Source organism: Anaerovirgula multivorans (assembly GCF_900188145.1).
Lineage (GTDB): Bacteria > Bacillota > Clostridia > Peptostreptococcales > Natronincolaceae > Anaerovirgula > Anaerovirgula multivorans.
This window is the reverse complement of sequence record NZ_FZOJ01000004.1, coordinates 212,110-225,588: the sequence shown is the minus strand read 5'-3', so window position 1 is coordinate 225,588 and position 13,479 is coordinate 212,110. Positions and strand designations below refer to the sequence as shown.

The 13,479-nt window shown below is 35.1% G+C and carries 14 protein-coding genes and 1 other annotated feature; all 14 genes read left to right on the top strand.

Annotation, left to right across the window (positions count from 1 at the left end; genetic code table 11):
- The first annotated feature begins 271 nt into the window (after positions 1 to 271).
- The 14 genes from CHB72_RS26340 (at position 272) to CHB72_RS06080 (ending at position 13,440) form a co-directional block, all read left to right on the top strand.
- A complete protein-coding gene (locus CHB72_RS26340) occupies positions 272 to 436 on the top strand; it encodes a hypothetical protein (protein ID WP_176431224.1) in 165 nt (54 codons plus the stop codon).
- 138 nt (positions 437 to 574) lie between these two features.
- Positions 575 to 1,075 carry a putative signal transducing protein gene (locus tag CHB72_RS06140; RefSeq protein ID WP_089281986.1) on the top strand — a complete coding sequence of 167 codons (501 nt, stop codon included), beginning with the start codon at positions 575 to 577 and terminating at the stop codon, positions 1,073 to 1,075.
- A 117-nt stretch (positions 1,076 to 1,192) separates the two neighbouring features.
- The gene (locus tag CHB72_RS06135) at positions 1,193 to 1,615 is read left to right on the top strand and encodes a VOC family protein (RefSeq protein ID WP_089281985.1); all 423 of its coding nucleotides are present in this window, start codon (positions 1,193 to 1,195) and stop codon (positions 1,613 to 1,615) included.
- Positions 1,616 to 1,956: 341 nt separating this feature from the next.
- Positions 1,957 to 2,772 (top strand): hypothetical protein, encoded by an 816-nt coding sequence (locus CHB72_RS06130; RefSeq protein ID WP_089281984.1) that lies wholly within the window; start codon positions 1,957 to 1,959, stop codon positions 2,770 to 2,772.
- Positions 2,773 to 2,935: 163 nt separating this feature from the next.
- Positions 2,936 to 3,196 (top strand) — a binding site (T-box leader).
- A 56-nt stretch (positions 3,197 to 3,252) separates the two neighbouring features.
- Entirely contained in the window at positions 3,253 to 4,545 is a 1,293-nt protein-coding gene (gene aspS / locus CHB72_RS06125) for an aspartate--tRNA(Asn) ligase (protein ID WP_089282058.1), read from the top strand.
- 12 nt (positions 4,546 to 4,557) lie between these two features.
- Positions 4,558 to 4,842 (top strand): Asp-tRNA(Asn)/Glu-tRNA(Gln) amidotransferase subunit GatC, encoded by a 285-nt coding sequence (gene gatC, locus CHB72_RS06120; RefSeq protein ID WP_089281983.1) that lies wholly within the window; start codon positions 4,558 to 4,560, stop codon positions 4,840 to 4,842.
- Positions 4,843 to 4,852: 10 nt separating this feature from the next.
- Positions 4,853 to 6,325 carry an Asp-tRNA(Asn)/Glu-tRNA(Gln) amidotransferase subunit GatA gene (gatA, locus tag CHB72_RS06115; protein WP_089281982.1) on the top strand — a complete coding sequence of 491 codons (1,473 nt, stop codon included), beginning with the start codon at positions 4,853 to 4,855 and terminating at the stop codon, positions 6,323 to 6,325.
- Positions 6,326 to 6,327: 2 nt separating this feature from the next.
- Positions 6,328 to 7,773 (top strand): Asp-tRNA(Asn)/Glu-tRNA(Gln) amidotransferase subunit GatB, encoded by a 1,446-nt coding sequence (gene gatB, locus CHB72_RS06110; protein ID WP_089281981.1) that lies wholly within the window; start codon positions 6,328 to 6,330, stop codon positions 7,771 to 7,773.
- 156 nt (positions 7,774 to 7,929) lie between these two features.
- Complete coding sequence (gene glnA, locus CHB72_RS06105) at positions 7,930 to 9,264, top strand: type I glutamate--ammonia ligase (protein WP_089281980.1); 1,335 nt, start codon at positions 7,930 to 7,932, stop codon at positions 9,262 to 9,264.
- A gap of 251 nt (positions 9,265 to 9,515) precedes the next feature.
- On the top strand, positions 9,516 to 10,073 hold the full coding sequence (locus tag CHB72_RS06100) for an ANTAR domain-containing response regulator (RefSeq protein ID WP_089281979.1): 558 nt from the start codon (positions 9,516 to 9,518) through the stop codon (positions 10,071 to 10,073).
- Between the two features lie 382 nt (positions 10,074 to 10,455).
- Entirely contained in the window at positions 10,456 to 10,974 is a 519-nt protein-coding gene (locus tag CHB72_RS06095) for an RNA polymerase sigma factor (RefSeq protein ID WP_089281978.1), read from the top strand.
- Entirely contained in the window at positions 10,974 to 12,281 is a 1,308-nt protein-coding gene (locus CHB72_RS06090) for a DUF4179 domain-containing protein (RefSeq protein WP_089281977.1), read from the top strand. The genes CHB72_RS06095 and CHB72_RS06090 overlap by 1 nt, the downstream gene beginning before the upstream one ends.
- Positions 12,282 to 12,637: 356 nt before the next feature.
- The gene (gene eutS, locus CHB72_RS06085) at positions 12,638 to 12,988 is read left to right on the top strand and encodes an ethanolamine utilization microcompartment protein EutS (RefSeq protein WP_089281976.1); all 351 of its coding nucleotides are present in this window, start codon (positions 12,638 to 12,640) and stop codon (positions 12,986 to 12,988) included.
- Positions 12,989 to 12,999: 11 nt separating this feature from the next.
- Positions 13,000 to 13,440, top strand: coding sequence for a EutP/PduV family microcompartment system protein (locus CHB72_RS06080; protein WP_089281975.1), 441 nt, complete (start codon positions 13,000 to 13,002; stop codon positions 13,438 to 13,440).
- The last annotated feature ends 39 nt before the right edge of the window (positions 13,441 to 13,479 follow it).

The window sequence follows — 13,479 nt, the reverse complement described above, 5'->3', positions numbered from 1 at the left end:
GACGGGACAGCATATAACAGAGGTTTAGCAGACATCAAATCATACTCTACGATTCTAAACAGGTTAAGAAATTATACGAATTAACATATAAAGCCAAAGCTAACATTGAAGAAATGAACAAAAAATATGATGACATGACAAAGATATCTAATGAGGATAGATTAGTTCAAGAAGAAATTAATGCTGAGTCTAATAATATACAATCAAAAGGTAAAATTATCGAAGAAAAAATAATGATGAAAAAATAATTATAGAGAATATATTTAATGAATTGAATCAGCTAGAAGGAAATTTTGTTGAACCACCTAAAACAGAAGAGATTATCGGTATTGTTTATCTAGATGATGATAAAGAATCCCCTTTTTATGCTAATGTAGATGATTCTTATTACAGAGATTTTTTGATTTTAGAAGACAATTATATTGCAGTTCCCTAATTAATGGAGGCTTCAAATGTGACAAAATTACAAATTAGATATCTCAAAGCTAAAATGTCTAGCGAGTTATCATTGACGCTTGAAAATCCTTTGAAATAATAAAAGGTACATTTAATTAAAGCGAAGGGAGAGTTTTTTATGACATGGTGTCCAAAATGCAAGGCAGAATATAGAGAAGAATTTAATATTTGTAGTGAATGTAATGTTGCATTGGCATCTGAATTACAGGTTGATCGAGAAGTGGACTACGACAAAGAAGCATTTTTAATAGCGGTTAATAGTGATCTTGAGGCACAAGTCCTAGAATCTCTTTTACTATCTAATGGAATTCCTGTTTTAAAAAAGTACAATCAAGCAGGTGGATATTTAAAGATATATATGGGGGCAACGAATTTTGGAGTTAATCTGTATGTCCCTTCAAGATTATTGAAAAAGGCACAAGAGATAGTAGATACTCAAAATGAAGTGGATATGGAGGGAACTAGCATTTCTGATGAAGAAAATATGACGGACTTAGAAAAGGCGTATCAAAAGCAAAGACGTATAAAGACATGGATTATCGTTCTGTTTATCATGCCAGGCTTTTTGTGGATCTACATTACGGTAGTTTGGACGCTAATGAAGCATATTTTTGGATGAAAAGTAATTTTATCGAGACGCAAGGATGCGGCGTTCTGCCGCAGATTCACGAAAGTTAGTCTCTACCGTAGAGGTTTGCTGAATAAAGTAAGTCTAAAATTAGGAGGAGTTGAGAAAATGGTTCAATCAATTGTTCATATAGCTCTAGTTGTGAAAGATTATGATGAGGCAATAGAGTTTTATACAAAGAAGCTTAATTTTACATTAGTTGAAGATACTTATCAGCCCGAACAAGATAAAAGGTGGGTCGTAGTATCGCCTCCCGGGTCAGTCGGTACCACAATATTACTTGCAAGAGCATCTAAACCTGAACAAAAATCATTTATAGGTAACCAGTCAGGTGGTAGGGTTTTTCTATTTTTAAACACTGATGATTTTTGGAGAGACTATAATGAAATGATCTCAAAGGGAGTAGAATTTGTGAGAGAGCCAAAAAATCAATCCTATGGAATGGTGGCCGTATTTAAAGATTTATATGGGAACTTATGGGATTTACTAGAACTGAAAGAAGATCATCCCATTATGAAACGAATTAAGTAGTTAATTGAGTTCATCGGAATAGAATACAGGCAACAGTAAACCTGTATAATATGGGTATGTCCTTCTTAAGCATGGTATTAGTTTCTTAAAGGGATTAGTTTAATAATTCACTGAAAAAATAAGAACTATCAGCGGCATTAGTTATTTGATATCTAATGGATTCACTACAATAGAATTCATTGGACTAATAATTGGGAATATATTAATGGCATGGGCTTGCTACTATATTCACACACTTTTTTCATGATTTATCTCCAAAGTGCCCCCAAAAACTACCAATTGTTTCGTAATAATATAATGAAACCTAAAAGAAGAAAAATTATTTAAGGAGGTTATAAAGCATGAAAAAAGTATTAGCAGGTATTTTAGTATTGATGATGTTCTTCACCTTGGCGTTATCAGCAGTAGGAGCCTTCGTGCCACCAGGATTGGCGAAAAAGGGAGGTTTACCTCCGGGGATTCAGAAACGATTTAGTTTAGAAGAAATAGAAGGAGACAATAGAATTATCAATGGAGAATATGAAACAGTAGTGAAAGAGATAGACTTAAATAAGAGAAGAATTACCATTGAAGAAGGAGAAGCTATTATTTCCTTATTGGTAGCCAATAGGGCTGAAATAAAATTAGATGACAAAGATGCTGTCTTAAAAGATATAAAAAAAGGCTACGAAGTCTACTTGGAATTAGACAAAGATAATGTTATCACCAAGATTATAGGAAAAACTGGGGATGTAGTGGAAGATGAAACTTGGAGTATTAGAGGAGCTACAGTTTATTCAATCAATGAAAAAGATCAAAAGATAGCATTATCCTACGACAACAAAAGAGAGACTTATTATGTAAATAGGAATACTGTTATAGAAATCAACGGAAATAAAAAGACATTTGATGATCTTTCAGTCAACATGAAGGTAAATGTAACCATTAAAGACGAAACTATCCTAAAGTTGACGGTAGTGAGTGAGACGACTAGACATGAAGGGGTATTGCTAGGAACTTTTAAAGACAATGATGGTCCCTACATCATATTGAATAAAGATGGGGCCCATTCGATTTTCGATGTTAAAGCAGGATTAGATATACCTGATAGTTACGTAAACCGAGAAGTTTATATAGAGGTCCAAAATGGATTAGTTACTGATATTTGGAGAAAATAGTAATGAAGCATCCCATGATTGTACAGCTATGGGATGCTGTTCTATTTAAAAAGTTTTTATTAGGAATATATAAAATTATCAATAAATTACAAAAAAACTCTTGACAGTTTCATGCATAAAAAATATAATTATTTTCAATAATAATTTTTAACGCTAGTATATGTTAAAGACGATGAAAAGAAGAGTAGATATGCGGGATAGTCAAAGCGAGTTGGTGATGGTGAGAGACCAATACGAAGACCATATCGAAGAACATCTTTGAGTTTCTAACCGAAATCCATTTGGAGAGTAGATTTAGACGGCACCAAACCGTTAACCTTGGAGGGTATCGAATAGATTTAGATTTATTCCGTGCTTACTGAGGAGAACTAATTGATTTAGTTAATTTGGGTGGTACCGCGAGAGATAACCTTTCGTCCCTTTTATATAGGGATGAAGGGTTTTTTTAATTTAAAAAATCATAAAAAAGGAGTGAAAGGAATGAAAAGAGTATTAGCAGCTGAATTAACTGAGATAATGGATGACTTGGTTTTATTAAAGGGATGGATTCATAAGATGAAAAGCTTTGGTAAATTTGCCTTTGTCTTTTTAAGGGATAAGTCAGGGGTTATACAACTGGTAATTGAGGATGAAAAAATTCTTAGTCAGTTAAAGCTAGAAATGTCCGTAGAGGTCAAGGGGATTCCAGTAAAAAATGGAAAAGCTCCTGGTGGTATAGAGGTACAGGTAAAGGAAATAGAAATCATCGGAAAAACCTATTATGATCTACTACCCTTCAGCATCAATCAAAAAAAGGTGGAGGCTACATTAGAGACAGAATTAGATTATCGATACATTAGTTTAAGAAGACCTGATCGAAGAGCAATTTTTAAAATACAAGCAGAAATTGTAGAAGCCTTTAAGGGGTATTTTAAAGAGCAAGGGTTTCATGAAATACATACCCCGAAAATCATCGCCTCGGGGACAGAGGGTGGCTCAGAGATGTTTACTGTAAATTATTTTGATAGAAGAGCCTTTTTAGCCCAAAGTCCTCAGTTTTATAAACAAATGATGGTGGGAGCAGGGTTTGAATCAGTATTTGAGATAGGTCATGCCTATAGAGCAGAGCTTCATAATACATGGAGGCATCTTAACGAATATGTCAGCCTTGATATTGAAACTGCTTTTATCAAGGATGAATATGATTTAATGGAATTTGAAATAGGCTTTTTAAAGCATTTATTTCAGCATTTAGAGGAAAACTGTAAAAAAGAACTGGAGATGTATAATGTTGTACTGCCGAAGATTAAGGAGATACCAAAAATTCCATTGTTTGAAGCACAAAAGATTCTACTAGAGAAATATGATAAAAAATCTCCATTGGGCAATATAGATGCAGAGGGAGAAATACTATTCTCGAAGTATATTCAAGAAGAATACAACAGTGATTTTGTTTTTTTAACAAAATACCCTGCATCTAAGCGACCAGTTTATACAATGCCAGATGACCAATATGAGGGAGCAACCAAAAGCTTTGATTTGATCTATAAGGGTTTAGAGATTACTACTGGTGGCCAGAGAATTCATGATTATGAAATGTTGAGGGACAATATGATAAAATTTGGCTTGAAGCCTGAGGATTTTGGATTCTATTTAGATAGCTTCAAATATGGTATGCCCCCCCATGGAGGCTTTGCTATAGGACTTGAAAGAATAACAATGAAGCTGTTAGGGCTAGACAATATTAGAGAATCAACCCTACTACCTAGGGATATGAACAGAATAACACCATAGGAGGAATATAGGATGAAGATAACCAGTGAGGAGATTCAATACATTGCCAAATTAGCAAAACTAGATTTTACTGAGGAGGAAGCTGTTGTCTTTGCAAAGGAGTTTGATAGTATTTTATCCCACTTTGATAATCTTGATAGAGAAGACTACACAAATACTGATATGAGGGAAAGAGAAAATGCTATCTCGGTATTTAGAGATGACGAAGTTCAACCTTTTAAAGATCAGGAGGAATTGTTCCAAAACGCTAAGAGTAAAAGAGAAAGTTACTTGGAACTTCCAAAGATTGTAGAATAGGAGTGATAAGATGAAGGTAGAAGCCATGAGAATACAAGATATACAAAAGGGATATAAAGAGAAGAACTTCTCAGCTATAGAAATAACAAAAGATTATTTAGATAGAGCAAGGAAGTTTGATGGTAGTATAAAAGCCTTTATTAGTTTAAATGAAGATGCCGCTTTACGGGATGCAGAGGCTATAGATGCAAGGATGCTAAAGGGAGAAGAAGTAGGACTACTGGCAGGGATTCCAATTGCCATCAAGGACAATATTTGTACTAGAGGCATGAAAACCACCTGTGCATCTAAAATGCTTGAGGATTTTGTACCTCCCTATGATGCAACAGTAGTGAAAAAACTAAAGGAGGCTGGAGCTATAATTATTGGGAAAACCAATATGGATGAATTTGCTATGGGCTCCTCTACGGAAAACTCCGCCTTTACTGCTACTAAAAATCCTTGGGATACGACGAAGGTACCAGGAGGTTCATCTGGTGGGTCAGCAGCCGCTGTGGCAGCAGGATTTGCTCCTCTCGCCTTTGGCTCTGATACTGGAGGTTCTATAAGACAGCCCGCCTCCTTTTGTGGACTTGTTGGGTTAAAGCCAACCTATGGTTTGGTATCAAGATATGGGTTGATTGCTTTTGGATCTTCCCTGGACCAAATCGGCCCCTTCACTAGAACTGTTGAGGACTGTGCTCTAAGTCTACAGGCAATTCAGGGACAGGATAGCATGGATACCACCAGCTATAAAGGAAAAATTGAAGGTCAATATGTATCAGAATTACAGGAGGATATAAAAGGATTAAGAATAGGTATACCAAAGGAATTTTTTCAAGCTGGACTAAATCCAGAGATTGCTAAGGCAATGAAGGATTCTATGGAAGTCTTAGAAAAAATGGGGGCTATATTAGAGGAATTCTCTTTGCCAATTATGGATTCTGCTTTATCAGCTTACTATATTATTTCTTCAGCAGAGGCTAGCTCTAATCTTGCCAGGTATGATGGGGTTCGTTATGGCTATCGATCTAATAGCTTTGAAGGAATAAACGAATTGATTGTAAACAGCCGTACAGAGGCATTTGGAAAGGAAGTAAAGAGAAGAATTATGATGGGGACCTATGTTCTATCCTCGGGATACTATGATGCCTATTACAAAAAGGCGATGCTACTGCGAAGTAAGATAAAGGATAGCTTTGCAAACGCCTTCGAAAGCTATGATATTATATTGAGCCCTACTTCTCCCATACTACCCTTTAACATTGGAGAAAAGCTAGAAGATCCATTACAAATGTATTTAGCAGACATTTACACAGTAAGCATCAATATTGCAGGGGTTCCTGCCATCTCCATACCTTGTGGGTTTAGTAGATCTAAGTTGCCAATAGGACTACAGTTTATTGGCAATCATTTTTCAGAAAAGCAATTATTGAAGGCAGCCTACAGTTTAGAGCAACAGCTAGGCATTCACCAAGTAATGCCAGTTTTAAAGGAGGTATAGTTATGGTATTTGAAACGATTATAGGTTTAGAAATACATGTTGAGTTAGCTACAAAGTCTAAGATTTTTTGCTCCTGTCCAACAACCTTTGGGAGTTCCCCAAATGAAAACACTTGTCCAGTTTGTACTGGCATGCCTGGAACCCTACCTGTTCTAAATGAAGAAGTGGTGACCTTAGCGGTGAAGGCAGGAACTGCTTTGAGTTGTGAGATAAATAGAATTAATAAATTTGATAGAAAAAACTACTTCTATCCAGATTTACCTAAGGCTTATCAAATTTCTCAGTTCGATTTACCCATTTGTAGTAAGGGTTATGTAGATGTAGCATTAGGTGAAAAAAGTAAACGAATCAACATTACTAGGATTCATTTAGAAGAGGATGCAGGAAAGCTTATTCATCTAGAGGATGAACCTATTAGTTTAGTGGATTACAATAGGACGGGCGTGCCTCTGATTGAGATTGTAACAGAACCAGATTTAAGATCGCCTGAAGAAGCTGTGGCTTTTTTGAAAACTTTAAAGTCCATATTACAGTATGCTGAAATTTCTGATTGCAAAATGGAACAGGGCTCCTTAAGATGCGATGCCAACATTTCCATTAGAGAGATTGGAACAGAAGTTTTAAATACAAGGGTAGAGATTAAAAACCTAAACTCCTTTAAAGAAGTTTTAAAGGCATTAGAAAAAGAAGAAAAAAGACAAAGAGAATTATATCAATACAAGGAAGAATACAAAATTCAGCAGGAAACCAGAAAGTGGGATGCTGCAAAAGGGAAGACCATACCTATGCGATCTAAGGAGGAATCCCATGATTACAGATATTTTCCCGAACCAGATTTAAAACCAGTTTTGATTGAAGAGGACTTCTTAAAAAGAGCTATTGAAAATATTCCAGAGCTTCCAGAGGAAAGAAAAAGAAGGATTATACAACAACATGGAGTAAAGGAAATGCAGGTAGATATCTTAATAGGACAAAAAGAACTGGCAGATTACTTTGAGGAGGTATTATCCTGTGGTGCTAACCCTATAGAAGCTGCTAACTGGATAACAGTGGACTTATTAAGAGTTTTAAAAGATATAGACATTAGTGAAGAAGGAGTACCAATAAAGGCAAACTATTTAGCGAAGCTAATAGAGCTAGTTCAGACAGGAAAAATCAGTCGCACCGCCGGTAAAGAGATCTTTGATGAGATGGTGCGTACAGATAAGTCCCCAGAGGCACTGGTGGAGGAGAAGGGTTTAAGTCAGATCAGTAATACAAGTGAGTTGGAAAAAATAGCAGCGGAGGTTCTATCACAAAATCTACAAGCTATAGAAGATTATAAAAATGGTAAACCTCAAGCAATAGGATATATTATGGGGCAAACCATGAAAGCCACAAAAGGAAAAGCCAATCCTCAGATAGTAAAGGAAATTATTGAAGAAAAATTAAAAAAAGTGCAAATTTAGGGTTGCATAATTTTCATTTTTATCATATAATCATTATCATAAAAAAATATATTTATTTCGGGCAAAGGCGTCCGCATCAAAAAGGAATCAAGTATCCCTTCTGTTGTGGTCGCTTTTTTTATTTTTATTATTAATAATATTAAGGAGGTCACTGTGATGAAAAAGAATTATAGTAAAGAAGAACTTTTAAAACATGCAGAGGAATTAGGGGTAGAATTCATTCATTTGCAATTTACAGATATTATGGGAGTAATGAAAAATGTCTCCATTACCATTGAGGAATTAGGAAAGGCATTAGATAATGAAATTATGTTTGATGGTTCCTCTATAGATGGATTTGTAAGAATTGAAGAGTCTGATATGTATCTTCGGCCAGACTTATCAACCTTTACAGTGTTTCCCTGGAGTGGGCAAGTCAAGGAAGCAAGATTGGTTTGCGATGTCTACAGACCTGACGGCACTCCCTTTGATGGATGTCCAAGAAATGCTCTTAAGAAGGTGCTTAAAGAAGCCGAAGAAATGGGCTATATTATGAATGTAGGTCCAGAATGTGAATTTTTCTTATTCAATACCAATGAAAAAGGAGAGCCTACCCTTGAAACCCATGACAATGCAGGATACTTTGACTTAGCACCAATAGACTTAGGTGGTAATGCCAGAATAGATATGGTGGCGACCTTAAAGCAAATGGGCTTTAATATAGAAGCTTCACATCATGAGGTAGCACAAGGACAACATGAAATAGATTTCCAATATGCAGATGCTTTAAAAACAGCGGACAATATTATGACCTTTAAAATGGCAGTAAGAATTATTGCTCAAAGACATGGATTGCATGCTACCTTCATGCCGAAGCCTAAGTTCGGTATCAATGGTTCTGGAATGCATGTAAATATGTCATTAGCAACATTAGAGGGTAAAAATGCCTTCTATGATGAGAATGATCCAATGAAGCTTTCAGAAACGGCGTATTATTATCTGGCAGGAGTATTAAAACACGCCAAAAGTTTTGCTGCTATAACGAATCCAACAATAAACTCCTATAAAAGACTTGTTCCAGGATATGAGGCGCCAGTGCTTATCGCTTGGTCAGCCAGTAACAGAAGTCCATTGATTAGAATACCTGCTAAGAGAGGAAATTCTACAAGAGTTGAATTAAGAAATCCAGATCCATCTGCAAATCCATACCTAGCATTAGCAGCAGTCTTAAAGGCTGGATTAGATGGAATAAAAAATAAATTGACTCCACCACCAGCTGTTAATAGCAATGTGTATCATATGAGTGAAGAAGAAATGAAGGAAAAGGGTATTGTAGGATTACCTGGCAATTTATACGAAGCCGTGCAAGAATTAGAAAAAGATGAAGTTGTGAAAGAAGCATTAGGTAAACATATTAGCAATAAGTTTGTGGATGCAGCATTGTATGAATGGAAGGAATATTCCAAGTATGTGACACAATGGGAATTAGATAGATATTTAAGAAAATTTTAGTGAAGAAGGGTGCCATTTATGGTACCCTTCTTGTCAAAATAGGTGTATAATAGATATTAAAACATTTGGTTAGTGCCCTGCATCATTTAAAAAATGCTGTAAGCTCTGAGGAAAATTTTCATAGAGCAAGGCGGAGGATTGAGAAATACCGTTGTTGTATTCCGATTGACGACAACGCAGTTATATGGAAATATAACCAGAGATTACACATAATTTTAGGTGACGCAGGGTACTAGGACTGAGGTGGTAACATGGACAATTACCGTATTGTTGTGGCGGACAGTGGTTCTACATCACGAAAGCAAATTTGTAATATATTAGCTCAAAAAGGATATAAAATCTATGAAGCCACTGATGGGTCAGGGGTGCTAAGAATTGCTCGAAAGATACTACCTCACCTTGTACTAATTGATGTAAACATATGGGGTATTAACGCTTATGAATTGGGGCGGATTATCGAAGGTGATGGTATATCAACGGTAGTCTTTATTACAGGTAATCCAGACAAAAGCTTTTATGAAATATTAGGAAACATGAGTATTTTTGCTTATATTACTAAACCGGTAAATGCAATTCATCTACATCAGATTATCGAATTTGCTCTAGCTAATCTCAAAAAAATTACTATGTTAGAGGCAAAGGTAAAAAAATTAGAAAAAACCTTGTCAGCTAGAAAAAAAGTAGATAAAGCAAAGGGAATATTAATGAAAAAAATGAATCTTTCAGAAGAGGAAGCATACCAATATCTTCGAAAAAAAAGTATGGATGAATGTACTACGATAGAAAAAATTGCAGAAAATATTATTTAAGCAGATATTTAATATCTGTCTTTTTTTGCTTTATAGAGTTTTTTATAATTATTCGGTTTAAAATATATGTTGATAATTATATTATAGCTATATAGACATATGCCTTTAGACTTAAAATTTAATATACACGGTTTACGGTTTCGCCCTTGATAGAACATGCGAAATAGAAATCATTGTTCGATGTTGTAGGGGCGACCTGTGGTCGCCAGGTCTTATTCATATTTAGGCGACCATAGATCGCCCCTACATTAATACATTGCTGTTTCAACGTTGTTGCACATAATCTTTCTTATAAGTACATACCCATAGAAAGCAAGATATAAAAAAATTTGAACTTTTTATATAGATAAACACTCTTATAAGTAGCAAAGGAGGGTGAAGGGTGGAAATCAATGAACTAGTAAAAAAAGCAAAGTCAGGGGATCAAGATGCATTGGTACAAATTATTATGGGTAAGAAGGAAGAGTATTATAAACTAGCCTATACTTATACCCAAAATCGTGAAGATGCCCTAGATGCCCTTGAAGATATGATCGTCATATTATATAAAAAGATAAAAACTTTAAAAAAAGAAGAAGCTTTTTATAGCTGGAGTAAAACCATATTAGTAAACAAATGTAGAGATTTGATAAGAAAAAGAAAGAAAGTAATACATTTAGAACAATGGGAAGTTGCTGATGAGAAGGATAGTATTAGGAATCGTGAAGAAGCGATGGATTTGGAGCAAGAATTAAAGAAGCTAAATATCAAACAGCAGGAGGCTATCAAGCTAAGATATTATATGGACTATGACTATGAAACCATTGCTGAGATCACCAATGCTCCATTAGGCACGGTAAAATCAAGGATATTTACAGGGATTGAGAAATTGAAGGTAGCACTAGGAGGTGGCAAAAGATAATGGACATAGAAAAAATGTTGCAGGAAAAGAAAAAAGAATACGATCATATAGAAGCTCCTATGGAGATGGAGGAGAGATTAAGAAGTGCACTGAAAAGGCAACAGTACAAAAAGAGATTTACATGGAATAGCAAGGCTATAGCAGTTGTATTAGTATTCTTTCTTTTTGTAGGGTATCACTTTGACACCTTTGCTTATTATGGCAAAAAAATCATGGGATATGATTCAGTTATGTCAGAAAGTTTAAAGGATTTAAATCAAATGGGAAAAGGCCAAGAGATAGGTCAATCCCATACCTTTGAAAATGGCATAGAGGTTATCTTAGATGGGATTATGATGGATGATAATCAAATGCTGGCCTTTTATAGGGTGAAGAATCTAGAGGAACATCTTCACAACTATCATGATCATATGGAATTTAAAGGATTGTTCAAGAGTTATTGGATGAAGAGTGGTATGGGAAATTATATAGATGATAATCAAGAGGAGATTGTATACATTGCAGCCTTTGACACTCCATGGATGTTTGAAAGAAAATTAACCTTCCAATATACCTTGGGTAAAGATGATTTTCAAGAAACTGCATCCCTTTCTTTTACATTGGATAGAAACAAAGCTATGGGACATACTATCAAACAAAACATAAACAAGACAATAGAAGTTGAAGAGATACAGGTGAAGTTCGAAAAGATAACAGCTACCCCTACTCAAACCTTGATAGAGGGAAGCATCAATAATCTATTGGAACTTGTTAAAGAACAGATGACAGGAGATCTAACTAGGATTGGCGATATGAATATAAAGCTTCTGGCCAATGGTAGGGAGATAAGAAATCAAGGTGCTGGTATGGGTATGAGTACGAATATGAAGGGCTATACCTTTAGATTGGCTTTTGAACCTCTACCACAGAATATGGAGAAGCTAGAAATTCAACTTGAGGGGTTATCGGTTCTGCGAAGACCGAATATGACTATAGATCTATTAGAAGTCGAACTTCCTCAAGTGATTGAATATGATCATCGAGAAATTAAAATAGAAAATATCAGAGTGGAGAAGGGCAACACCTATATAACTATTGAGACGGAAGAGGATATGACCCTGTTGGATGTTGACTTAAAAGGAGATAATAAGAGTTTGAAATTTATTAGAACAGATACGATAGACTATGATAAAAAGTTAGATGGAACCATTACCCATAGAAGAGATATAATCTTTGAAGGAGTAGAGGAAAATCTACAATTAAAAATAGGGCAAATTGTATATACAGCTAAGCTGCAGGATAATATTATTTCTGTAGAAATAAAATAGAGTAAGGGAGAGTCAATGGGACTCTCCCTTACTCTATGGAGTAAAGAGAAATACATTACAATATTATGATAATTGCTTTTATTGTTATTTGTATAGGTTTATTTGAAGTGTTAAAAAGAAGCACCTTAAGAAGGTTTAGGACCTTCAAACGGTAAAATAGTAAAATTATATAGAAAATTATGTCGAAAAAGCTTGTCATATAGAGTACACTATGGTATTATAATATCAATAATTTAATATAATTACACAACGGTGTGTAATGTTAATGAAGCGATGAAGCTTGCAAGAAAGAAAACACTTTTTTCTTTGCAGGCTTTTCTATATTTTTGCACTAAGATTATGAAGGGAGTGACTTGATGGCCGTAGAAGAAAAACAAAGAGTGGTTCAGGAATATGTACCAGGAAAGCAAGTCACATTAGCCCATTTAATTGCCCATCCTGAGCACAGTATTTATAAAAAGCTTGGGCTAACAGAAGATCGGTACAATGCCATAGGGATTTTAACCATAACACCTAGTGAGGCTGCCATCATAGCAGCTGATGTGGCTACTAAATCTGCCAGTGTGGAAATCGGTTTCCTAGATCGTTTTAGTGGTTCTTTAGTTATTACAGGGGATGTTTCTAGTGTAGAATCTGCTTTGATTGGAGTTATAGACATCTTGACTAACACACTAAATTTTACCCCTGCAAAATTAACTCGATCTTAGGAGGAATCTAGATGAAGAAAATTATTTTAATAGGAAGAAGCGGTAATGGGAAAACTTCCCTTAGCCAAAAATTAAATCAGCAAGAACTCAGTTATAAGAAAACCCAAACAATGGAATTTTCTAATCATGTTTTAGATACTCCAGGGGAATATATCGAAAATAGAAGGTACTATCATGCTATTATAAGTGCTTCTGTAGATTGTGATGTTATAGGTCTTCTGCAAGCTGCTAATGAATGTGATTGTATTTTCCCTCCTGGTTTTGGAAGCTTTTTTAATAAGTCTGTAATAGGTATTATTACTAAAATAGATTTAGAAAAAGATACTTCAGTTGTTGAAAAAATCTTATATGCTGCGGGAGCTCAGAGGATTTTTAAAGTAAGCTCTGTAACTGCGGAAGGGTTAAAGGAAATAAAAACTTATCTTGAAAAAAAGGAAACTAAAATTCAATAAAAAACGTCCTAGACACCTTAAATTAATTGTATAATCTAG